Genomic DNA, 23,520 nt, shown 5'->3' with positions numbered 1-23,520 from the left:
GTTCCAAGTGGAACTGACGCCCACCACGGGATAACCATTTTAAAAAAAAATGAAGTTCCACGATAGGACCTCTGACAGTCAATTATCCTTTCGAGCTGTAAAGCGATAAAGCCTTTTTTCGTATAAAATTTAAGCGGAATGACCATTTATGGAGCAAATGGGGCGAATTAGGTTTACTTTTTCCCGCTGGAGGTCGTTGGGGAGCCGGGTGCCTCCAGATTAGGTTTACTTTTTCCACCCGGAGATCGGTAAGACTGGGGATTTGACAGGCTGAGCTTGGTTCACTTAATGATATCAAAATAGCATTTTATGCCAAAACGGCTGCGCCATCCATTTAAGGACGGCGCAGCCGTTGCTGTGATGACAGGAGCTGCTGCTTAGCTGCCAGGCCAGACCTGCTGTGCTGCTTACAGCGCCTCCACTTCACGCAGCCAAAGGGCGGCGGAAGCGTCGCTTGGCATGCGCCAGTCACCGCGCGGCGAGAGGCTGACCGTTCCCACCTTGGGCCCGTCCGGCAGACAGGAGCGCTTGAACTGCTGGGTGAAGAAACGGGTGACGAATACCCGCAGCCAGCTCACCAGCTGCTCTTTGGAATAGGCTTCCCCAAAAGCATGCTGGGCGAGATAGAGCATTTTGGCAGGAGAAGCGCCTGTCCGCAGCATGTAATAGAGGAAGAAATCATGCACCACATAAGGCCCCAGAATATTCTCCGTGAGCTGGACTATTTCGCCTGTAGCCGATGGTGGCAGAAGCTCGGGGCTGATTCCTGTGTCGATGATGCTGTAGAGCAGCTTGTTCACGGTTTCGTCTGCCTCGTGATCGGCATACCAGGCGACGACATATTGGATCAGCGTCTTCGGAATCCCTGAATTCACGCTGTACATGGACATATGGTCCCCGTTATAGGTGCACCATCCGAGTGCAAGCTCCGACAGGTCGCCGGTGCCGATGACAATGCCGCCGTTCTTGTTCGCCAGATCCATGAGGATCTGCGTGCGCTCCCGGGCCTGGACGTTCTCATAGGTCAGGTCGTGAACGTTCTTGTCATGGCCGATATCCTCGAAGTGCTGCAGGCAGGCGGCTTTGATGTCAACCACCTTGAGCGAAGCGCCGAGCGCTTTGATCAGGCCGACGGCGTTGTCGTAAGTGCGGTTCGTCGTGCCGAACCCCGGCATGGTGACAGCCAGCACATCGCTGGCCGGACGGCCCAGCAGCTCCATGGCCCGCACTGCGACGAGCAGCGCAAGCGTGGAATCGAGGCCCCCGGAGATGCCGATCACGGCCTGTTTGGTGCCGATGTGGCGGATGCGCTTCATCAGGCCGGAGGTCTGAATCGACAGAATTTCCCGGCAGCGGTCATCGCGCTGCTGCGGATTGCCGGGAACAAACGGATTGACGGCGATGCTGCGGGCGAGCTTCCGCCCGTCATGCCGGGCGCCCGGAGCCGCATACATCACCTCGCGGAAATTGCGTCCGCCCTTGCCGGCCCGGAAGGTGCCCATCACCGTGCGTGAATACTGGATTCTCGGCACGTCGATATCGGCGGCAATCATCCGGCTCTCATGGGTGAACCGCTCGGACTCGGCGAGCATCTGCCCGTTCTCAGCGATCAGCGAGTGGCCGCCGAACACGACATCCGTTGTCGATTCGCCGGTATTGCAGCCGGCGTAAATGTAGCCTGCCACGCAGGAGGCGGATTGGCTGGCGACAAGCTGGCGGCGGTAATCCGCTTTGCCTACCAGCTCATTGCTGGCTGAGGGGTTGAACAGCAGCGTGGCTCCGGCTTGGGCGAGCAGGCTGCTCGGGGGAACCGGTACCCAGAGATCCTCACAGATCTCTACACCGAAGGAAATGCCGCTGCCGCCCTCGCTGGTGAACAGCAGATCGTTCCCAATCGGCACAGCCGTCCCGCCGATGCGCAGCTCGGCTACTTCAAGCTCCTCGGCCCCGGCGAACCAGCGCGGCTCATAGAATTCGCTGTAGCCGGGAATGCAGGTCTTTACCACAAGCCCCAGAATTTCCCCTTGCTGCAATACGGCCGCGCAGTTGAACAGTCTGCTCTTTATAGAAATTGGCAGACCGGCAATGACGATCAGGTCCCGCCCTTCTGTAGCTGCGGTGATCTTCAGCAGTGCTTCCAGCGCCGCATCCTGAAGCACCGGCTGCAGGAATAAATCCGCGCAGGTGTAGCCGGTAACGGAGAGCTCCGGCAGCACCAGATACTCAACCTGCTGCTCGTCGGCCTGCCTGATTACATCGATAATTTGTGCTGCATTATACTCGCAGTCGGCAACCCGCAGTTCAGGGGAAGCGGCGGCGACTCTTGCGAATCCGAAATTCTGCATTTGTTTCACCTATCCTTTGTATGAATGACACGTGCTAATAACTAATTGTACCCATGATTTGGCACCCATAACAAGTGCGAAAGGCCGAATGGGATCAAAGCTTGCATTTCTGCGGCGCCCCGGCCTATGTTTTTGGGAGAAGAATACAATAGCTCACGAACGGTTGCGGGCCTTTGGGAAGGGAAAGCCCCTCATCCTGCAACGGACTGAGCTGCTCTTATTCCCGGCTCTAAAGAGAAAATAGCGGCTGTACGGTCCCTAGTGGCCAGGAGGAATGACAGAAATCGTAGGAATTACAGAAATGAATGCTCAATATAGAGCGCCAACAGGGGATTTTGGAAGGAACCAGCGTTCATTTCCTCGTGAAAGCAGGCATTTTGAATCCACAGCTACAGAACTGATGCTCTACTGTTGTGATTTGACTGTTGTGATCCGGCTATTAAAATATTCTTTGTCATTAAAATTAGAGGCAGCAGTCTTCCATTGCTATTGAGAACGATTATCATCTATAATCACTGTATGAAGCAACGGGAGTTGATGGAGGGCCATGAATCTGAAGGACCACATTTTGCTGTGGAATCACGCATACATAGATATTATTGACATCCGCCGTAGCTCCTTCAGCGGCGGGGCTGCGGATATCCGGTACAAGCTGCCGGCCAGCGCCTACCTGTATGTCATCCACGGCAGCGGCAAGCTGCTGGTAGACGAAATAATCCACGAATTCCGGAGCGCAAGCATCGTCCATGGCGGCAAAGGAACAGTAATTGAGATTTTGCGGACCGAAGAGGCGCTGGAGTATTATTTGATCCTCTACAAATCCATCCTTGCACTTCCTGCACGCAACAATCTGCTTGCGCTCATGGAGCGCTGCGATTCTTTTAACCAGCAATACATCTTCGTTCCCGGCAATCCGCTGCCGTTATTCGACAGGCTGAGCACAATGTTCCGCGAATGGCAGAAGGGCGGGGAGCTTGAGCATTTGCAGGTCAAGGCATTGTTCTATCAATGGGTGCATGAGCTGCTCTGGCAGCTGCATGCCCGGAACATCGAGCCGCTGCGGCCTGATCCGCTGGAGCACGCCCTCCGTTATATGCAGGAGCATTACAACGAGCCTATTACGCTGGAGAAGCTGGCTGAAGCTGTGGGCAGCAGCCCGCGGACCTTGACCAGACTGTACAGAATCCGCCTCCAGACGAGTCCTGCCCAATACTTGATCCGCATACGCATGGAAAGAGCCCTGGAGCTGCTGCTCCATACAGAAGCCAGCCTGTATGATATTGCGGTAGCCGTAGGGTATCCGGATGGATATTATTTCGGGCGGATGTTCAAGAAATACTACGGAGCCTCACCCGTAAAATACAAAAATTCACTCCGGAATGCGGAGCGGTGGCCGGAAATGCCATCTGCAGTTGCCCGATATGACATTGCCGCCGAGGACCTCCTTCGTTATATTGATTATGATAATCATTATCAATATAAAACAGAAGGAGCGTCATTCATGTTCAGAAATGCTAAGCCCTCTCTTTTGCTTACCCTGATGTTGTGCTTCACCATACTGTTAAGCGCCTGCTCTTCAGGAACAGCTAATACTTCGGCTTCAACCACCAATGCCCCGGCTGTGTCCCCCTCTGCTTCAGCAAGCGCCGCCGCTGCTCCGGAAAGCCCTGCTGCTGATGCGCAGACCCGCACGATTTCCACTGTAAAAGGAGATATTGAGGTCCCGGCGAATCCGCAGCGTGTAGTCGTGCTCTATCTGCTGGGCGATGTGCTGGCATTGGACGTCAAACCGGTCGGCGTATCCGATGTGTCCGAAGGCGCCGCCTTCGAGGAAGAGCTGAAGGATGTGCAGAAGCTGGGAAGCTGGTTCGAAGCAAGTCCCGAAGTCATCCTCTCGCTGGACCCTGATCTGATTATTGTTCCGTCGGAGGAAACCTATCAAGCGCTGCATGAGATTGCGCCTACGGTGCTGGTTCCTTATGAGAAAATGACCGCCGAGGAGCGGGTATCCTTCATTGGACAAGTACTGGGAAAAGAGGGGCAGGCCACAGCACTGTTCGACGCGTTCCACGCCAAAGTGGAGGAGAGCAAGCAGAAGCTCCAGGAGGCAGGCATTCTTGACCGCACCATTTCGATTATGGAAGGCGGCAAGGACCGCAGCATGTCCGTGGTCGCAAGCAAACAATTCGGCCGTGGCTCGCAGGTGATCTACGAATACCTGGGCATGAAGGCGCCCGGAATTATCCAGCAAAAGATTGACACGGCCACCGGAGCGGACGGCGAATCCGTATCGTTCGAAGTGCTGGCCCAATACAGCGGGGATTATATCTTCCGCTCTTCCTACGAAGGCATGGCCGATCTGACCCGGGACCCCATATGGAACAGCATTCCCGCGGTCAAAGAAGGCCGGCTGCTGGAGATTGACTTTGGATTGGCCTACTACAGTGATATCTATTCGCTTAATGCCCAGCTGGATTATATTGTGCAGAGTCTTCTTGCCGCACCAAGAGTGAATTAAGCGCGGAAGCGAATCTGCAAGGGCCTGCGCCTCCAAATAATCTTTCAGATTTAGCTGAAGCGGATATTGTCCTTTGTAAAAGAGGGGCACAGCTTCCGCCTGCCGGACACTCTGCCGGGCAGGCGGATTCTTAGGCGCCGGGTAGGTTTCAGCTCACGGACAGTTGTTCCAGCCGCCGGGCAATGCAGGCTTGATTCATGAAGCGGGCTCCTCTCAGAGCGCTTACAAAAATCTGCTATACAACTTTCATAACACGTGTTATACTCTTGCCGGGGTGCTGATATGGGCAAAAAAAGAGTAACCAGCCACGATGTGGCCAGGCTGGCCGGCGTGTCCCGCAGCGTGGTATCCGCGGTGCTGAACGATACGCCGGGCATCGGCGTAAGCGCGGAGACCCGCGAGAACGTGCTGGCGGCGATCCGGGAGCTGAACTACCATGTGGACGCCCAGGCGCGGAGCATGAAGACGGGCCGCAGCCTGAGCCTGGCGGCGTTCGGGGACACCCGGCATCCGCTGTTCATGCGGCTGCTGGAGGGCATGCAGCGGGAATGTGAGACGCAGGGCTATCACATTCTGCTCTGCTCGCCGGGCCAGAGGCCGGACGGCGAGGCCAGGGATGAGCTGGTGGATCTCTATCACCAGCGGAAGATCGACGGCATCGTGACGCTGGACGGCACCAGCTACCGCGATGAAGCATGGGCCGCCAAGGTCAGTGAGGCGGGCATTCCGTATGTTTCCGTGGAGGGCTATGCCGAGACGGAGGGTGTGTGCTCGGTGCTGGCTGATTACAAGGGCAGCGTGGAACTGGCGCTTGATTATCTGCTGCGTGCGGGAACACCGCAGCTTCAGGCTCCGCTGTATGCGGAGGTGTACCATGAGAGCACCCGCAGCTGGGCGGAGCGGACCCGCCGGGATGCCTACACAGGCTGGTGCAGCGAACGGGGAATGAGTCCTTTTTCGTTCCGCCTTCCCGAACGGGAAGGACGGGTGGAATGGGAGGAATGGCTGCTGAAGCTGGCAGATGCCGGGAAACCGCTGCCTCCCCTTCTGGTGAACTGGTCGAGCGGCATACCGGATCTGTACCGGGCTGCGCACAAGCTGGGTCTGCGGATCGGCGAGGACCTGCGGGTAATGGCCGCAGACAACACGATCCAGGGCCACCGTCTGAGTCTGCCGTCCTTAAGCTGTGTGGAAATTCCTTATGTAGGCATGGGGGAGGAAGCGGTCCGCCGTGTGCTGAAGCAGCTGGAGGGCGGCACAGCATCAGGGGCGGCGGGGAAAATATGGCTGCCTGCAGTATTGAGGGCCGGAGAAAGCGCGTAAGGTGATCTTTGCATTGCCGCTATAGGGAGAACGGGGCTCAGAGCCGCTTATATCCCTATAGTCCCTACAGGTAACGGCACCGTCTGCTTCATGGACAGAAATGTCCTTTTATCATGGTATATAACACGTGTTATTCAAGGAGGACGAGTTAATGTTTTGGACTGAGGAGAAGCTGGCGGCATGGCTTCGGGAGCTGGAAGGATACCGTTACCGTGAGCTTGTCAAGCTGAATGAATGGCTGGCGGCAGAGGATAAGGATGGAGCGAACGGCGTGTACCCTCCGCTGCTGGAGGGGGACAACAAGCTGCAGCAAGGGGAATACTGGACAGGACGCGATGTGTATATCTGGCTGCAGAAAACCGTCGAGGTGCCTGCCGAGTGGAAGGGCAAGCGGGTGGTTGGGCTGTTTGATTTCGGCCGGACCGGCGGAGGCAACAACAGCGGCTTCGAGTCGCTGCTGTTTGTGGACGGCAAGCCTTATCAGGGCGTAGATTCGAACCACCAGGAGGTCTTTCTGGAGGAGGATGCGGCCGGGCGGGCACTGGATTTCACCTTCCGCTTATGGTCGGGGCTGGAGGGGGGCGGCAAGCCTGTTCTCCAGGAGCACCGGATCAAACGGGCGGAGCTGGCCTGGCTGGATGAGGCGGCGGATAATTTGTATTATACGGGCCGGGCGGCTCTTGGGACCTATAAGCAGCTTGCGGACAACCAGCCGGAGAAGCAGGAGCTGCTGCTGGCGCTCAACCGGGCGTTTAACAAGCTGGATTGGTCGAAGCCGGGCAGCGCAGGCTTTTACAGCTCTGTACAGGAAGCGGAGTCCCTGCTGCTTGAGCAGCTGGCACTGCTTGAGTCCAAGCATCCCGTAACCGTAACGGCAATCGGCCACACCCATATCGACGTTGCCTGGCTGTGGCGCCTGGGCCATACCCGTGAAAAAGCGGCGCGTTCCTTCTCCACGGTGCTCCGGCTGATGAAGCAGTACCCGGAATATATTTTTTTACAGACCCAGCCTCAGCTCTATGCCTACATCAAGAAGGATTATCCGGAAATCTATGCCGAAATCCGCAAGCGGGTTGATGAGGGGCGCTGGGAAGCCGGGGGTGCGATGTGGCTGGAGGCAGACTGCAATCTGACAAGCGGGGAGTCGCTGGTCCGCCAGATTCTGTACGGCACGAAGTTTTTCCGTGAGGAATTCGGCGTGGACTGCAAATATTTGTGGCTGCCTGATGTCTTCGGCTACAGCTGGGCGCTGCCGCAGATTTTGCGCAAATCGGGAATTGATACGTTCATGACGACCAAAATCAGCTGGAGCCAGTATAACCGCATGCCTCATGATACGTTTCACTGGAGAGGCATTGACGGCAGCGAGGTGCTGACCCATTTCATTACCACGCCGGAGGGACCTGGCTCCAGCGCTTGGTACTACACCTACAACGGGCTGATTGAGCCCTTTTCCGTTCAGGGGATCTGGAATCAGTACCGGGACAAGAATCTGAACCGCGAGCTGCTGCTCTCTTACGGCTACGGCGACGGGGGCGGCGGGGTCAACCGGGAAATGCTTGAAATGCGCCGCCGCCTCGACCGGATGCCGGGGATTCCCGCGGTGCAAACGGGCCGGGCGGATGAATATTTCGAACGCCTGAATGAAACGGTCCGCAGCACGGACCAGTACGTTCATACCTGGGACGGGGAGCTGTACCTGGAATATCACCGGGGGACTTATACCAGCCAGGCGTACAACAAACGGATGAACCGGAAGCTGGAGCTGCTGTACCGCGAAGCGGAATGGCTGCAGGTGCTGCTGGCCGCCGAGACGGGCAGCTTCGCCAAATATCCTGCGCAGCCGCTGCTGGAAGGCTGGCAAATCATCCTGCGCAACCAGTTCCACGATATTATTCCCGGCTCCTCCATCCGCGAGGTGTACGAGGATTCGCGGCTGGAGTATGCGGAAGCGGAGCAGCTGGGCAGCGCGGCGGCAGATGCCGCAGCAGACGGGCTGGTCCAGCCCGGCGGTTCGCGGCAGGCGGAGGAATACACGGTATTTAATGGGGCTTTCTTCGGGCGGACAGAACTGGCCGCGGTTCCGGTTGCGGAAGACGAAGGCGATATTGTGTGGACAACTGCGGACGGCCGGAAGCTGCCTGCCCAGCGTTCCGGCGGGGAATGGCTGATTGAGGTTCCGGCGGTACCGATGCTGGGCAGCACGGTGATTGCGTCCCGGCCTGCGGCGGATTACGCAGCGGACGCAAGTTCAGGTGCAGCGCCGGAAGGCACCGCCCTAAGAGCCGCAACAGAGCGGGTACCGTTCGAGTGGCAGGATTCCCGGCTGACGACACCGTTTTATGTGCTGGAATGGAACAGTGCCGGGCAGCTGAGCCGTATCTATGACCGCCGGGAGCAGCGGGAGGTGCTGGCTCCGGGTGAGCACGGCAACGTGCTCCAGGTATTTGAGGATAAGCCGAAAATGTTCGATGCCTGGGATATTGATCTGTTTTATCAGGAGAAAAAGAGAGAGATCACCGACCTCCGCTCTGTTGAGCTGGCAGAATGCGGTGAGCTTGCGGCGGTGCTGGAATTCACATGGCAGTACATGGATTCCTCCATTATCCAGAAGGTCAAGGTGTACAGCGGAAGCGCCCGCATAGACTTCGAGACGCTGGTGGACTGGCATGAGCAGCATCAGCTGCTGAAAACCGCGTTCCCTGTAGCGGTACGGGCTACGGAAGCCACCTACGATATCCAGTTCGGCAACGTCAAGCGGCCGACGCACTGGAATACCAGCTGGGATTATGCCCGCTTCGAGAGTGTGGGCCACCAGTGGGCCGATTTATCGGAGCGCGGCTATGGCGTCAGCCTGCTGAACGACTGCAAGTACGGCTACGATATCAAGGATCATGTGATGCGGCTGTCGCTGATCAAGTCGGCAACCGAGCCGGACTGGCAGGCTGACCAGGGAGAGCACCGCTTCACCTATGCCCTGCTGCCGCACAAAGGCGACTGGGCAGCGGCGGACACAGTGCGGGAAGCCTGGTCGCTGAACAATCCGCTGCGTGTGGTGAGGGGGGCTTATGCCGCCGGAGCCGGCAAATCTCTGATCAAGTTGGGCAGCCCCGGGATCGCCATCGACGCAGTCAAAATGGCCGAGAACGGCGACGGCTTCATCGTGCGCGCGCATGAGTATACAGGCACCCGCAGCACCGTAACGCTGGGCAGCGATTATCCGGTTCTGTCCTGGCAGGAATGCGATCTGATGGAGCGCCCGATTGGCGAAGCAAGCCCCGGACAGGCGGTCACCTATGAAATGAAGCCTTACGAAATCAGCACTTTTATCGTTCGGTTCCCGGGTTAGGTCGGGTTAATACAGAGAATAAACGATTCAGATACGTTCGCACAGGCAACACGAACGGGCACTCCTTTCTCACGGCAGGTGAGAGGGGATGCCCGTTTTTTTTTAAGATAAGAATTGATCCTGAATTTCGAAAGTGAATTGAACCCATCCAGATCGGACAAGGGATAACCCCTCTTTTTCCTTCACCCATTGGTGCAAGCTGTTTGTAGCAAGACATCCCTTCGTGTAGAGCTTTTTAGATGATTTGTGGATACTTACTTTCGAAATTCAGGTTCATATGTTTCACGTTATAAATTAGCCATATCTTTCTCGCTGAAGAGGCTGTCCCATAAGCCATGAAATGGCTGCTTGGGACAGCTCTTTTTTTGGAGTCAGATAGACGGTTGCGCTTGTGAGGACGCTCCGCAAACGGGCCGTTGTCTGGGTCGCTGTGGTCTCCGGATTTTTTTCATTCCCCTTAGGAGCTGCGAGGAAATGAGTACCCGCTTTTGTTGACAAAAGCTCCACGGTTTTGGGGGCTTTGTCAACAATGTAGCGGTACTTTATTTCGTCGCAGTCTCTTAGCGGTGAAAATCCGGAGACCCGGGCGTCCGCTGCCGCTGTTCCGCGGGTCCGTCCGCTCCGCTGTTTAAGCGGGAGGCGGTTCTGTCATCTTTAAAAAACACAATAAAGAAACTTAATGTATAGGAATGGAACCGGCGAACCTGAACAAGCTGATGGAACGCAAGGAGGAGATTCATAGGGGACTGAAGCGAAGTGAAAAAGTAACACTAATGGGCTGGAATCCTGGCTTTAACGGGCTTTAGTGGGATTTTGTATACTTAATAGAGGCCCACTTCCCCCATATGGCTGATTTCAGCCGGATTAGTTGTACTTTTTCCCACTAGCGATGATCCGGAATCCGAATGCGCTACTTTAGTGTTACTTTTTCCCATTAAAATAGCTGCCCTTTGGATGAATGGTTCAAGTTCAATCTTAATGTAGGCGAATTTCTCTGCAAGGGAGAGAACCGGATTGATTAGGGTTCCTTTTTCCCGCTAACGTTTGCGGAAAAGGGGCTGGGGTGAGGTGACCATTCCACCTGGCTTCCCGCCTGGCTTCAGCAGGCAGCCTTACACCTGAAATGCAAACAGCTGCGCTGCCCGGTCAAGGACGGCGCAGCCGTTTCCACTTGAAAGATAAGAATGTATCCTGAATTTCGAAAGTGAACTGAACCAATCCAGATAGTACATGGGATAAACTCTCTTTTCCCTTCACCCATTGGGTGCAAGTTGTTTTTAACAAGAAATCCCTTCGTGTAGAGCTTTTTAGATGATTTGTGGATACTTACTTTCGAAATTCAGGTTTATCTGTTTTGGGGTCCCCGCAAAGTACCAGAGTGATCATCGAAGCCAAGGCCCCGCTACCCTGGAAATAACTTTACGGATGAGGATAAGCGCTTAAAGGCCGCAAGAAATTAAACGCAACAAAATCCACCCCCATTTCCATCCTCTGTGGTGCCGCGTCAGCGGCATGGATGGCTTTGCGGGGTTATTTTGCAGCTTATGCACAAAAGCATTTTAACTGCCGGTTGATTCCAGGTACAGCTTCCTGCGCCGGTTCTGATCAAGCCTCATCATACAGCCTCCGCAGAAAATCCGCACTCTCCAGCACATCCTCTTCGGGTGTACTCTCCAGAATGCCCTGGATATGCGGGCGCTTATATTTCATGTAATGGAGCAGCGGAGCAAAGTGCAGCAGTCCCCGGCCGGCCGGAACAATCTCGATCTGGCCGTCCCTGACAGTGAAGTCCTTCAGGTGCAGGACGGCAATCCGGTCACCGAGCAGCTCCAGCGCTTCTGCAATCACGGCATCCTGGCGCCGGTAATTGTCCACGGTCATCAGATTGGCACAGTCGAGAATGATTTGCAGATTATTGGAGGGAACCAGCCCCAGCAGACGGTGTGCCAGCTGTGCGGTATGGAGCGGGTGATTCAATCCCGCCTCGATGCCGACCGTTACCCCGAAGCGCTCCGCCTCCGCAACCATGGCCCGCACAGAGGTCACAACCTGCTGAAAGGCCTCTTCTGTAAAATTATCCGGTGTGTAGCCGTTCCCCACACTGCCCGTTTCGGTACCGACAAGACTGGCGCCGAAATCACGGGCCAGGCGAAGGTGGGTGCAGAATGCATTCAGCGCCAGCGCTCTTTTGGCGGGATCGGAATCAACGATATTCACGTAGCAGCCGAGCACGGCGATACGTATTCCGGCCTGACGGAAGGCCTCGCCGAAATAGGCTGCCGTGCCCGGACTCAGTCCGGTCATTGCAGGAACGCTCTCGGGGAAGGACTTGTGTACAGCGAGCTGGACATGCGGAAAGCGGTACCTGTTAAGCCTTTCGAGAAGCTCCGGCAAGGGCAGCCGGCCAAAATCATGGGCGCGGATGCCCAGATGAAGCGGAACAGCCATGGGATTACCTCCTGTAGGTTCAAATATAAGAATTTGCAGGCTACTGCGGCTGGAAATGCTCGTGCTTCTTCTACTGGAGTATCCGCCGTATCCTACGCGGTTCTAATCTATATAGAGATACTGACTGCCGCCGCTGCTTAGGGAAGCGGGGGACACACAATCCGTTTGTTTGCTGCGAAATGCACAAAAGCAGCAGCAACCGGACACAGAGTCCGTTATTGAGGCTGCTGCTGAAAACGCGCCGGAAATTGGGCATTAGCTCTATGGATTCCGGAAGCTGCGGAAATACAGGGTTTTTGGCAAAAATAACCGCTCCTGTGTCCGCAAGACCATGTGAGCTGTTCAAAAGACCGCTCAGCCTGGAGTACATCTCCCCGCAGAGTAGCTGCATGCAGTGAAGCAGTGCGGATCGGATAGCTTACGGGTTGGAGCGGCTGTCTGCAGTTCTGCGCCCCGGCAGCCGCAAAAGTGCGTTCAAGGCAGCCAGCTCCGCAGACTGCCGGATCGCCTCGGCGACAAGCTGGGCCACGCGGGCAGCGCCCTCTTTGCAGAAGTGAGTATCATCCGTTATTCCCTGCGGATAATTGGGATGGCTGTTCGCGGGCAGATGCATGAACAGCTGCCGCGAGCCTTCCTCCCCCAGCTTGCGGTACAGCTGCTGGGAGGAGGCAAAGATATCAAGCAGCGGCGTGCCGGTCTGCGCCGCGACTCCGCGCATCGCCTCCGGGTACGGCCCGACCGCGAGCGGGTCAGGCTCGCCGCCGGGCGTGAACCGGCGGCGGCTGACAGAGGTCAGCAGCACAGGGAACCCGCCGCGGCTGCGGGCGAACTCAATGAATGTGAGCAGGTTCCGGCGGTATTCCGTGCCGGGATCGGTGTAGCGGGCAGGGTCTTCCAGCTTCTGGTCGTTATGCCCGAACTGGATCAGCAGGTAATCGCCGGACTGAAAGTCGTTCCCGATATCGGTGAGCCTTCCCTCCGCAAGGAAGGAGCGGGTGCTGCGTCCGTTAACCGCCCGGTTGTCTACGGCAATATCCGGCCCGAAATGCTCCTTAAGATACTCACCCCAGCCGGTCATCGGCTTCTCACCCCCGCCCTTCTGTGCGGCGGTGGAATCACCGGCAATATACAGCGTCGGCATAATGCGCTTCCTTTCCTTAGAAGTGTGGTGATTTTGTCGTGGCCTACGGCAGGCTAGGGGCTTCCACCCGCTGTGGTAGCCGGATTTTTTGGATTTTGTAACCTCCTACAGGGGGAAATCCGGCTACAAAGGCGACCGTTATCGCTGTTCCAGCCCCTATCGGCTCTCCGGACACTTTTTCACCACGCTTTTAGATATAGATATGAGTGCAGATTTCAGTGTGCAGCCGTTTATGCCTGGCCGCTGTGCATCTTCGCTTCACTGCGGGCTTCGAAGCCGAAGTAGCCCGCGGCATTGTTGTAAGCGATATCCTCTGCCAGCTGTCCCAGCAGCGTCTGGTCATCCGGCGCTTCGCCGCGTTCCGCCAGTTCGCCGAGCAGCTCACAGAGCACACGGCGGAAGTATTCGTGGCGGGTGTAGGACAGGAAGCTGCGGGAGTCGGTCAGCATGCCGACGAAATTGCCCAGCAGGCTGTTGTCGGCCAGCAGTGTCAGCTGGCGGCGCATCCCGTCGCGGGTATCGTTGTACCACCAGCCGGAGCCGAGCTGGAGCTTGCCGGCCGTATCCTTCTGATAGCAGCCCATCAGAGCGAGCAGGGCGGGATAATCGCCCGGATTCAGCGAATAGAGGATGGTCTTCGGCAAGCCTGTGCCGCATTCGGCGCGGTCCAGCAGCCTGGAGAGCGCCCCGGCCAGCGGCAGGTCGTTCAGGCCGTCATAGCCGGTATCCGGGCCCAGCCGCCGGAACATCGGCGTATTATTGTTGCGGAAGGCATGCAGATGCAGCTGCATGGTCCAATTTTTATCGTGGTACATTCCAATCAGCGCCGACAGCAGCTCTGTCCGGTAGACGGTCACCTGTTCTGCGGTCAGGACCGCGCCTTGCAGGCGTTCAGCGAATATTTGCTCTACGGCAGCGGTGCCCTGCGCCGCCTGATAACGCAGCACATCCAGCGCATGGTCGGACAACCGGCAGCCGTTCTCGTGGAAGAATTCCACACGGCTTCTTAAAGCCTCGACCAATGAGGCATAAGTGGTTACCGGCTGTCCGGCTGCTTCCGAGAGCCGCTCCAGGTAAGCGCTGAAGCCTTCGGCGTCGATATTAAGCGCTTTGTCCGGACGGAAGGTCGGGAAGACCTGGAAGTCCTGCTCCGACTCCTTCAGCAGCCGGTGGTATTCGAGGGAATCCGCCGGATCATCGGTGGTGCAGACGGTTTTGACATTGGAATTCCGGATCAGGCTCCGCCGTGTATAGGCCGGCTCCGCCAGCTTGCGGTTGACCGCCTCCCAGATGGCGGGAGCGGAAGCTTCGTTCAGCGGCTCGGAAATGCCGAAGAAACGGCGCAGCTCCAGGTGGGTCCAGCTGTACAGCGGGTTGCCGACAGCCTTCGGAAGCGTGCGGGCCCAGGCCAGGAATTTATCATAATCGGAGGCATCTCCGGTAATATGTGATTCGGGAATTCCATTGGCACGCATAAGCCGCCATTTGTAATGGTCCCCGGCCAGCCAGGCTTCGGTCAGGTTGCGGAATGCCTTGTCTTCATAGATTTCCTTCGGGTCAAGGTGGCAGTGGTAATCAATAATGGGCATGGCTTTGGCATGATTGTGGAAGAGCAGCCGCGCCGTTTCGCTGGTTAACAGGAAATTGTCGTTTAAAAACATCGTGATTCTCCCTTTACTTGGATTTGACAGGAATCAGAGCGTAACACCGGTTTTAAATATAGCCAGCTCACGAACTTCATTTTGCTCATTGCGTGTTTTTTGGCCGCTGGCGACATCGATGATATAGGCGATAAATTCCTCAAGCACCTCGGCCATCGGGCGCTCCAGCAGCGGTCCGGCATTGAAATCCATCCAGTGGCCCTTTTTGGCGAAAAGATCATTGTTGGTCGCCACCTTCACCGTCGGCACAAAGCTGCCGAACGGCGTTCCGCGCCCGGTCGTGAAGAGAACGAGCTGGCAGTCCGAAGCGGCGAGGGCAGAGGCCGCCACCAGATCGTTGCCGGGGGCCTGAAGGAGGCTGAGGCCTTTTTTGCGCAGCTTCACACCGTATTGCAGCACATCCACAACGGGCGAGCTTCCGGCCTTTTGCGTGCAGCCGAGCGACTTGTCTTCCAGTGTGCTGATCCCGCCGGCCTTGTTGCCGGGGGAGGGGTTCTCGTACACCGGCTCACCATACGAGAGGAAGTACTGCTTGAAGTTATTGATCAGGGAGACGATGTCCTCATAGACCTCGCGGCTCTCGGCGCGCGCCATCAGCATCTTCTCCGCGCCGAACATTTCCGGGACCTCTGTCAAGACCGAGGTTCCGCCCTGAGAGATGATGAAGTCGGAAAAAGCGCCCAGCAGCGGGTTGGCCGTAATGCCGGAGAATCCGTCGGAGCCGCCGCATTTCAGCCCGATGTTCAGCTCGCTGAGCGGCACCGGCCCGCGGACGTCGTTCTTTGCCGCCTCATACAGCTCATCAAGCAGCGCCAGGCCCGCTTCCACCTCGTTGCCCACCTCCTGGGCAACGAGGAACTTGACCCGGCTCTCGTCGTAGCCGCCCAGCATGCTGCGGAACTCGGAGACGATATTGTTCTCGCAGCCGAGGCCGAAGACCAGCACGCCCCCGGCGTTGGGGTGGTTCACGGCATCCAGCAGAATGCTGCGGGTCATGCGGTGATCATCGCCGAGCTGTGAGCAGCCGTAAGGATGCTTCAGCACGGTTAAGTTGTCGAAGCCGCCGAGATCCGGGTGCTCCGCCTTGAATTCCTGCAGCATCTGCTCGGCAATGCCATTCACGCAGCCGACTGTGGGGATGATGAACAGATCATTGCGGATGCCGACCCTGCCGTTCGCGCGGCGGTAGCCCTGGAAGGTCAAATTACGCTGCGGATAGGTGACCGGATGGAGCTCGGGGAGATATTCATACTTCTCTTCCCCGGCCAGATTCGTCTTGATGTTATGCGTGTGGACCCAGTCTCCGGCTTGAATCGCAGCGGTGGCGTGGCCGATGGGCGAGCCGTATTTCGTGATGATATCGCCTTCCGCGAAGGCGGTCAGGGCAATTTTGTGGCCCTGGGGAATATCCTGGGCGGCCTGGACATCCAGTCCTTCGAAAGAGAGCCGCTCACCGGAAGCAATGGGGCGCAGCGCAACGGCAACTGTATCCCGGGGATTCATTTTCATTAATCGTTTCATGCTGTCCCTCCTGGTAGGAAATGATGGATTAGGCTTGCGGGCTGACGAGCTCCTGCAGCGCGGAGCGGCTGTCAGAGGCTTCGAGCTGGCGCAGCCGGGCGTTAACGGCATCGGTGAGGCCCGGGACCTGAGTCAGATCCTGCCCCCACAGGCTGCTGTCCTGGAGAATGGCCTTGGCGAACTCAGCGGGATTGCTCCAGGCCTGATCGAAGGCCGCCAGCACCTCCGCTCCGTCCTGACGCTTCACGCGGTCTCCGCGGTAGCTGAGCAGCAGCGCGGCGAAGGCCAGGGTAATCAGCGGCGGCAGCTGGCCGCGCTCCTGCTGATACCGGAGCAGCACAGGGAGGAGGCGGGTTTTGAACTTGGAGATGCTGTTCAGGGAAATCGAGGCCAGCTCGTGGCGGATGAACGGGTTCTTGAAGCGCTCCAGCACGGCATCCGCGTAGGAGAGCAGCTCCCCTTCGGGCAGATCCAGCATCGGAATCAGCTCTTCGTCCATAAGCTCGCGCACAAAGCGGTAGAACGTTTCGTCATTCATCACATCCTCAACGGTTTCAAGCCCCGCCATCATGGCGAGAGGAACCATGGCGGTATGCGGGCCGTTCAGCAGATGAACCTTCCGCTCCCGGTAGTGGGTCATGTCCTCCGTAACGACTACGTTCAGTCCGGCCTCCGCCAGCGGCAGGCGTCCGGACAGCCAGGCCGGGCCTTCAATGACCCAGAACAGAAACGGCTCTGCGGTCACCATCAGCTTGTCGAGGTAGCCCAGCTCGGTCTCCAGCTCCGCGGCTTTGTCGCGCGGATAGCCGGGAACTATCCGGTCAACGAGACTGCAGCAGAAGGTGTTCTCGGCATCCAGCCATTTCAGAAAGGCTTCGCCGAGGTTCCACTGCACAGCATACTGCCGCACGATCTCCTGCAGCTTCTCCCCATTGCGGTCAATCAGCTCGCAGGGGATAATCACGAAGCCTTTTTTGCCCAGCTCGAACCGTCTGTGGAGAAGGGCGGTCAGCTTGGCGGGGAAGCTGGAGGGCGGGGAATCCTCCAGCCGGTCTCCCGCTTGATAAGCGATGCCGGCCTCCGTCGTGTTCGAGGTGATAAACTCCAGCCCGTCATTTTCGGCCAGTGCCAGATATGCTTCATAATCGCTGTACGGATTGATCACCCGGCTGACACTGGTGATAATCTCGCGCGAATTGACCGGCTGCTGCTGCATAATGCCGTTCAGCAGCACCGTGTACAGATTATCCTGCTCGGCCATCAGCCCGCCGAGTCCCTCGCCGATAGGCACGACAACGGCTGCGCTTCCGTTGAACAGTCCCTGCTTGTTCATTTGCTGCAGCTGCCAGTCTACAAATGCGCGCATGAAGTTCCCTTCACCAAATTGGATCATCCGTTCCGGATACTGCGGCAGGCCGGGCTGAGTACTTCTTGATAAGCGTTGTGTCATAAGTGTTCAATAATCTCCTTTATAATGTTTTAGGATAAATGCACACGTGAACATTTTATTTAAAAAAAGAGAGGCTCTTTTTTTAAAAATATAAGAATTTACATGCCTGGCACACTAAATGATCCTTCTATTTCTCGCTGAACCCCCCGTCCTTTAGAAGGACGGCGAAGCCGTTTCTTCTTAAAAGATAAGAATTTATATGTTTTGGGGTCCCGCAAAGTACCTGAGTGATCATCGAAGCCAAGGCCACACTTTGTGGGGTTATTTTGCCGGATTTAGTTGAAGCAATCAAGAACTCCAAATGTAGAAGAGAAGAAACTGCTGAGTTCTATGGATGGAGCTGCTGATTATAAAGACAGAGCGCTGTGGCAGCGAGCCGGGATCTGATCGCCGACTGTGGCAGCGAATGGAGATGTCACGGCACGCTGAACCGCAAGCTAAGCGGAGCTGGCAGAACTAATTTGCAGAAAAACGCCCAATCACGGAGATTCAATGAGTAATTTACTTTCAGCGGGAGATTCAGCCGGTGCGGCTGCCAAACCAATGATCTATTCCGCCCGTAAGCGCACCAGAGCACGCATACTTCCAGCTCCGCCAATCAGCTGCCCGCCTGCTGTGTCTCGGCCACGGTCTGGCGCGCGACAAGCGCGGTCTTTACGAACAGCTGCTGGGGTTTGGTCTCCGGCTGCTGAAGCAGCTGGACCAGCATTTTGGTGCCAAGCTCGCTGATCTCTGTAATCGGCTTGCGTACCGTAGTCAGTGCAGGATTCGTGTACCGTGCGAACATAATATCGTCAAATCCAATCAGGGAAATCCGTCCCGGAACATCGGCCTTGTGGGCGTAGCAGGCGTTCATCGCGCCAATCGCCATATCGTCATTGGAGCAGAACACCGCTGTCGGCGGATCTTCCAGCAGGAGCAGGGCAGCCATGGCCGCATATCCGCTCTCAATACTGTAATCGCCTGCCGCAAAATAATCAGAGTTCAGCGGAAGGCGATGGGCAATCAGGCTGTCCATAAAGCCCTGTTTGCGCTCGCTTGATGACTTGAAGCCGGGTTTGCCTTCAATGATTGCAAACTTCCGGTGTCCCTTCAGGACGGCATAATCCACGGCTTCCTTCACGCCTTCGCGGTCATTGGCCACGACGTTCATAATGCCCGGGTCCTCCAGCTGGCGGTTCAGCACGACCAGCGGGATGCCCATCTTCTTCACATGATAGATGAAGGCATTGTCCTCGTCGCTCTGGCTCATCACCAGGATGCCGTCAAAACGCTGCGGCTGAATATTGCCGAAGTTGTGTACGCCGTCAATACCGTTGACCGTCAGGTTGAAGTTCTCATCCAGGATGTGGCTGATCCCCTTGATGGCATCGACCAGGAAGCTGGCCGAGGTGCCTTGCTCAATACTGGAGAAGAACAGTCCAATGGTGAAGGATCTTTTGGTAACCAGGCTCTTGGCGCTGTAATTGGGCACATAATTCATCTCGGCGGCGATTTTCTCAATTTTGTCCCGGGTGACCTTCTTGATCAGCGGGCTGCCGTTCAGCGCTCTGGAAACGGTGGTATGTGAGACGCCGGCGACACGTGCAATGTCTTTGATCGTGATCATAATATCTCTCCGGGAAAGTAGAATTGTTAACGATTTCAGTTTACGTCGTCTGCACTGTCAAGTCAAGGAAATATTAAAATGCACACGTTAAAATTTTTTGTGGCGCAACGCCGCCCGCAGCGCTATAATTTATTTGCTTGCCTAAGGTGCGGGGGGCAGGGCTGAAGGCGGTCATTAAGAGCCGCACCGGTTTGACGGCAAGGAAGGACGGTCTGCTGAATCTGAATAAAATCTGTCCGGGCCGTTCCTTCCTGCCTGCGGAGAATACGGGTATTTGCGGCGCAGAAGCGGGCGGCCTGTCAAGGAGTCTATCAATGACAATGAGGAGGAAAGAACACATGCTGGTGGGAAAAGAAGCCTTCTGCGATTTTCATACCATACAGGAGGCCGTGGATGCACTGGAGCGTCAGCCGGAAGGAGAAGAGCGGACGCTGTATATTTTGTCGGGCGTGTACGAGGAGGCGGTGCGGATATACCGCTCCCATTTGCGGATCATCGGCCTCGGGACTGTGGAGATTACGATGAACCGTTATGCCAGGGAGCTGGACGCTGCAGGAGAGGAAATTACAACCTTTGGCACCCCGACGCTGTTTCTGGGCGGAAGCCGTCTGGTTGTGGAGAATCTGGTGGTCGCGAATACTGCGGGACAGGGGGCAGACATCGGGCAGGCAGTTGCGGTATACGCGCATTGCGATGAGACTGTCTTTCGGAGCTGCACCTTCAAGGGACATCAGGATACCCTGTTTACAGGACCGCTGCCTCCGGCGGCCAAGGATGGCAAGCCCTTCGGCGGCATCCCGCTGAAGGAGCGGCATGAACGCTGCCGCCAGCTGTACACCGGTTGCTATATTGAGGGGACGGTGGATTTTATTTTTGGCGGGGCGGCGGCCTATTTCGAGCACTGTGAGATCCGCAGTCTGCCGCATTACGGCCAGGGTGAAGGATACATAACGGCGGCATCCACACCGGAGGGGCAGGAGTACGGCTACATTTTCAAGGAGTGTTATCTCACGGCGGCTTCAGGGGCGGCCGGGGTCTATTTGGGACGGCCGTGGCGCGGGCATGCCCGGACGGAGCTGGTGAATTGCAGGCTTGGCGGCCATATTGATCCCCGGGGCTGGGACAACTGGGGTAATCCGCACAATGAGCGGACGGTCCGTTACCGCGAATACGGCTTGGCGGGCGGTGATCCCTTGCGTGAGCAGCGTGTGGGCTGGGCGCTTCTCCCGGAGGAGTCTGAAGAGGCGCCGGGCAAGGCGCAGATTTTTGCCGGAACGGACTTTTGGAGAAGGGAGGAAGCAGGTGAGCAAGACCGCTGAGTCGCTGCCGGATTTCGAATCCTTGTTTATGGACGGCGGGATGCAGCGGGACCGGCCGTTTCATATGCTGCTGCAGCTGTATAGGGGCATGCGGCTGAATCTGCTGTTCTCCCTGCTGTTCTATATTCTCAAGCATGCCCCGACCTGGGTCATTCCGGTTATAACGGCGGACATCATCAATCATCTGAGCAGCAGCAAGAGCGGCAGCCTGCACTGGCTGTGGGTGGATATGATCATTGTGGCTGTCGTTATTCTTCAAAATATTCCTTCCGCCTATATGCACGTACGCTTTATGAGCAAATCGTCGCGCCGGGTGGAGGCGGGGCTGCGGGGGACGCTGATCCGCAAGCTTCAGCATCTGTCGATGACCTATCACAGCGATTTGAGGGCGGGACGGCTGCAATCCAAGGTGCTGCGGGATGTTGAGGCGGTCGAGACCCTGTCCAAGCAGATGATGTATTCCTTCATGCCCGCTGTGACGAATGTGCTGATTGCCATCACGATTACCGCCTTCAAAAGCCTGCAGGTGACGTTGTTCTTTGCGCTTGTGATTCCATTCGGCGTGCTGCTGATCACCTTCTTCCGCGGGAAAATCCGCAGCCGCAACCGGGAATTCCGCCGCCAGATCGAGAGCATGTCCGGCCAGGTGGCAGAAACTGTGGAGATGATCCCCGTGACCCGGGCGCATGGCCTGGAGGAGGCGGAGATCGGCAAGGTGGATATGACCCTCTCGGAGCTGAAGGGCAAGGGCTACCGCCTGGATATTACCGAAGCCTTGTTCGGCGCCTCCAGCTGGGTGGTGTTTACCCTGTTTCAGCTCTTATGCCTGGGATTTACCTGTATTCTGGCCTACAGAGGAACGATTCAGGTCGGTGACGTGGTGATGTACCAGGGGTTCTTTTCCACCATTCTGGCTTCCATCAACAGCCTGCTGGCGGTGTATCCGCAATTTGCCCGGGGCTTCGAATCGATGCATTCCATTGCGGAGGTTCTGTCCTCCACCCAAGTGGAAGAGTATCAGGGGAGCAGGGAGGTGGCCTCCTTTCAGGGGGCTTATGAGTTCAGCGGTGTGCAGTTTCATTACAAGGATACGGATAAGCATGTGCTTAAGGATTTCAATCTGAAAGTGCGGGCGGGAGAGTGCATCGCTCTGGTCGGCGAGTCGGGGGCAGGCAAGTCTACGGTGCTCAATCTGGTTGTGGGCTTCTACCGTCCGACCGGCGGCCGGATTCTGGTGGACGGACATCCGATGGATGAGCTGGAGATGCGGATGTACCGGCAAAAGCTCGCGGTTGTTCCGCAGAGCACCCTGCTGTTCTCGGGCACCATCCGCAGCAATATTGCTTTTGGGCTTACTGAGGTTCCGGAAGCGAAGCTGCAGGAGGTGGTCCGGATGGCCAATCTGGAGGATGTCGTTGCCCAGATGCCGCAGGGCCTGGATACGCTGATCGGAGAACATGGCGGCAAGCTGTCCGGCGGGCAGCGGCAGCGGATTGCCATCGCCCGGGCGATGATCCGTGATCCGGAGATTATTCTGCTCGATGAAGCGACGTCCGCCCTGGACAATATCTCCGAATTCATCGTGCAAAAAGCGATGCGGGAGCTGATCCGCGGCCGGACCACCTTCATCGTCGCCCACAGGCTGTCGACCATCCGGGATGCGGACCGCATTGTGGTGATGAAGGACGGGAAGGCGGCGGAAATCGGCACGTTCGAGGAATTAATGAGCCGGCGGGGCGCTTTCTACGAGCTGAAGCAAATGCAGGAATAGCCCTCTGGCGGGGGTTGCCCGGCGCATTACGAGCCATGCTGTATCCCAAAAAGACGGACCCGCGCTCAAACCGCCGGTCCGCTTTTTGCTATCTTTTGCTGTGAAGATGTACTTGCGCAAGCATGGGGTAGCCTGACTATGCGGGCGGGCTTGAAATACAGAGTGTTCAGGCCAGAGCTAACCGTCTGACTCCGGCTAGCATTTGTTGTGCTGGAATTTCGTGATTTCGCGGTCGTAATGGGAGACGCTGCCGTCGAATCTCTTCAACCGTACATAGTCTTCGGCAAACTTCTCAACGATTCCGATGCCTACCTGGGAATACATTCCATCCGGATCAAGCTGCAGCGCGGACACGAAGGTCTGCGACAGGGCGGCGACAAAAAAATCAACATTTTTGACAAGGGTCTGCGGCATGGCCAACATCCTCCGTTCATTCGCTTTATGTGGGGGAAAAAGCTTTTTATCTATATTACGACATGCCGTGCGTTTTGAAAACAAAATTTAATTTGCGAAATTTATGAAAATAACGCCTGGTGCTTCAAAAGGGTGAGAGACATGGGCGCTGTAAAGAGGACACCGGTCCTTATGCTAACGGTACTGGGGCTGCTTATCGTCCTGGCTCCTATTGTCTATGTGCGGGCTGGCACAATTCTCTGCGCTTACAGGGCCAAAGTCTGTCTGACGGAAGAAATGGGCTGTACCCGGGCGGAAATCGCTTCGATAACCGGCAAATGGATCATCAAGGCGCCGCCCTTCGCGGTCCCGGCCTATTTTAAGGATGAGCCTGAGGTGGAGTATACTTATTTTGCGCATGATGGGGTGTTGCAATAAATATATGAACAAGGCGGCCCGCCGCATGGACAAGAATACAGAGGAAGCCCGGGAGCTGTTCCGTTGCCTGGGCAGTCTGCTGAACGCTGCCGCAACACAGCCTCTGGTTATCGATCCCGGACATGAGCCTGCAGCAGCTGGGCCTGAAAGACAAACGCGGGCTGAACGGCAGGGCCGGGAAGCGCACCGGTGAACTGGAAGCGTTGTTGAATTGAAAATGATGGCGGAGTTCCG

The 23,520-nt window shown here is 56.6% G+C and carries 16 protein-coding genes; 8 read left to right on the top strand and 8 right to left on the bottom strand.

Annotation, left to right across the window (positions count from 1 at the left end; all coding sequences use genetic code 11):
- Window positions 1–407: 407 nt before the first annotated feature.
- Window positions 408–2,345, bottom strand: a complete 1,938-nt coding sequence (locus HYD27_RS11030; RefSeq protein WP_219214864.1) for an NAD(+) synthase — start codon at window positions 2,343–2,345, stop codon at window positions 408–410.
- A 274-nt stretch (window positions 2,346–2,619) separates the two neighbouring features.
- Between HYD27_RS11030 and HYD27_RS11025 the strand changes: the two genes are divergently transcribed.
- From HYD27_RS11025 to HYD27_RS11010, 4 genes are all read left to right on the top strand, one after another.
- Window positions 2,620–2,838, top strand: a complete 219-nt coding sequence (locus tag HYD27_RS11025; RefSeq protein WP_219214862.1) for a hypothetical protein — start codon at window positions 2,620–2,622, stop codon at window positions 2,836–2,838.
- Window positions 2,839–2,892: 54 nt separating this feature from the next.
- Complete coding sequence (locus tag HYD27_RS11020; RefSeq protein WP_219214860.1) at window positions 2,893–4,863, top strand: AraC family transcriptional regulator; 1,971 nt, start codon at window positions 2,893–2,895, stop codon at window positions 4,861–4,863.
- Between the two features lie 282 nt (window positions 4,864–5,145).
- Window positions 5,146–6,186 (top strand): LacI family DNA-binding transcriptional regulator, encoded by a 1,041-nt coding sequence (locus HYD27_RS11015; protein ID WP_219214858.1) that lies wholly within the window; start codon window positions 5,146–5,148, stop codon window positions 6,184–6,186.
- A gap of 151 nt (window positions 6,187–6,337) precedes the next feature.
- Window positions 6,338–9,535, top strand: a complete 3,198-nt coding sequence (locus HYD27_RS11010; protein WP_219214855.1) for an alpha-mannosidase — start codon at window positions 6,338–6,340, stop codon at window positions 9,533–9,535.
- Between the two features lie 1,605 nt (window positions 9,536–11,140).
- Here the strand turns inward: HYD27_RS11010 and HYD27_RS11005 are convergent.
- The 6 genes from HYD27_RS11005 to HYD27_RS10980 all read right to left on the bottom strand — a co-directional run bounded on the left by HYD27_RS11005 (window position 11,141) and on the right by HYD27_RS10980 (window position 19,365).
- Entirely contained in the window at window positions 11,141–11,983 is an 843-nt protein-coding gene (locus HYD27_RS11005) for a sugar phosphate isomerase/epimerase family protein (protein WP_219214853.1), read from the bottom strand.
- A gap of 418 nt (window positions 11,984–12,401) precedes the next feature.
- Window positions 12,402–13,124: a rhamnogalacturonan acetylesterase gene (locus HYD27_RS11000; protein WP_219214851.1), complete on the bottom strand. Its 723-nt coding sequence runs from the start codon at window positions 13,122–13,124 to the stop codon at window positions 12,402–12,404.
- Window positions 13,125–13,354: 230 nt separating this feature from the next.
- Entirely contained in the window at window positions 13,355–14,785 is a 1,431-nt protein-coding gene (gene uxaC, locus HYD27_RS10995; protein WP_219214849.1) for a glucuronate isomerase, read from the bottom strand.
- A gap of 33 nt (window positions 14,786–14,818) precedes the next feature.
- Complete coding sequence (locus HYD27_RS10990) at window positions 14,819–16,306, bottom strand: UxaA family hydrolase (RefSeq protein ID WP_219214847.1); 1,488 nt, start codon at window positions 16,304–16,306, stop codon at window positions 14,819–14,821.
- 28 nt (window positions 16,307–16,334) lie between these two features.
- Window positions 16,335–17,756: a tagaturonate reductase gene (locus HYD27_RS10985; protein ID WP_219214845.1), complete on the bottom strand. Its 1,422-nt coding sequence runs from the start codon at window positions 17,754–17,756 to the stop codon at window positions 16,335–16,337.
- Window positions 17,757–18,354: 598 nt separating this feature from the next.
- Window positions 18,355–19,365, bottom strand: a complete 1,011-nt coding sequence (locus HYD27_RS10980) for a LacI family DNA-binding transcriptional regulator (protein ID WP_219214844.1) — start codon at window positions 19,363–19,365, stop codon at window positions 18,355–18,357.
- 338 nt (window positions 19,366–19,703) lie between these two features.
- On the opposite strand from HYD27_RS10980, the gene HYD27_RS10975 reads away from it, so the two are divergent.
- Complete coding sequence (locus tag HYD27_RS10975; RefSeq protein ID WP_219214841.1) at window positions 19,704–20,684, top strand: pectinesterase family protein; 981 nt, start codon at window positions 19,704–19,706, stop codon at window positions 20,682–20,684.
- Window positions 20,668–22,455 carry an ABC transporter ATP-binding protein gene (locus tag HYD27_RS10970; RefSeq protein ID WP_219214839.1) on the top strand — a complete coding sequence of 596 codons (1,788 nt, stop codon included), beginning with the start codon at window positions 20,668–20,670 and terminating at the stop codon, window positions 22,453–22,455. Before HYD27_RS10975 ends, HYD27_RS10970 begins: the two co-directional genes overlap by 17 nt.
- A 195-nt stretch (window positions 22,456–22,650) precedes the next feature.
- Here HYD27_RS10970 and HYD27_RS10965 read toward each other — a convergent pair whose 3' ends face one another.
- Entirely contained in the window at window positions 22,651–22,869 is a 219-nt protein-coding gene (locus HYD27_RS10965; protein WP_219214837.1) for a hypothetical protein, read from the bottom strand.
- A gap of 171 nt (window positions 22,870–23,040) precedes the next feature.
- On the opposite strand from HYD27_RS10965, the gene HYD27_RS10960 reads away from it, so the two are divergent.
- On the top strand, window positions 23,041–23,286 hold the full coding sequence (locus tag HYD27_RS10960; protein ID WP_219214834.1) for a DUF3139 domain-containing protein: 246 nt from the start codon (window positions 23,041–23,043) through the stop codon (window positions 23,284–23,286).
- Window positions 23,287–23,311: 25 nt separating this feature from the next.
- Window positions 23,312–23,479, top strand: a complete 168-nt coding sequence (locus tag HYD27_RS10955; RefSeq protein WP_219214831.1) for a hypothetical protein — start codon at window positions 23,312–23,314, stop codon at window positions 23,477–23,479.
- Window positions 23,480–23,520: the final 41 nt, after the last annotated feature.

The sequence above is a fragment of the Paenibacillus sp. S150 genome (assembly GCF_019352175.1).
Lineage (GTDB): Bacteria > Bacillota > Bacilli > Paenibacillales > Paenibacillaceae > Paenibacillus_AQ.
Note: the sequence above shows the minus strand (reverse complement) of the source record. Positions and strands in the feature narration are given on the sequence as shown.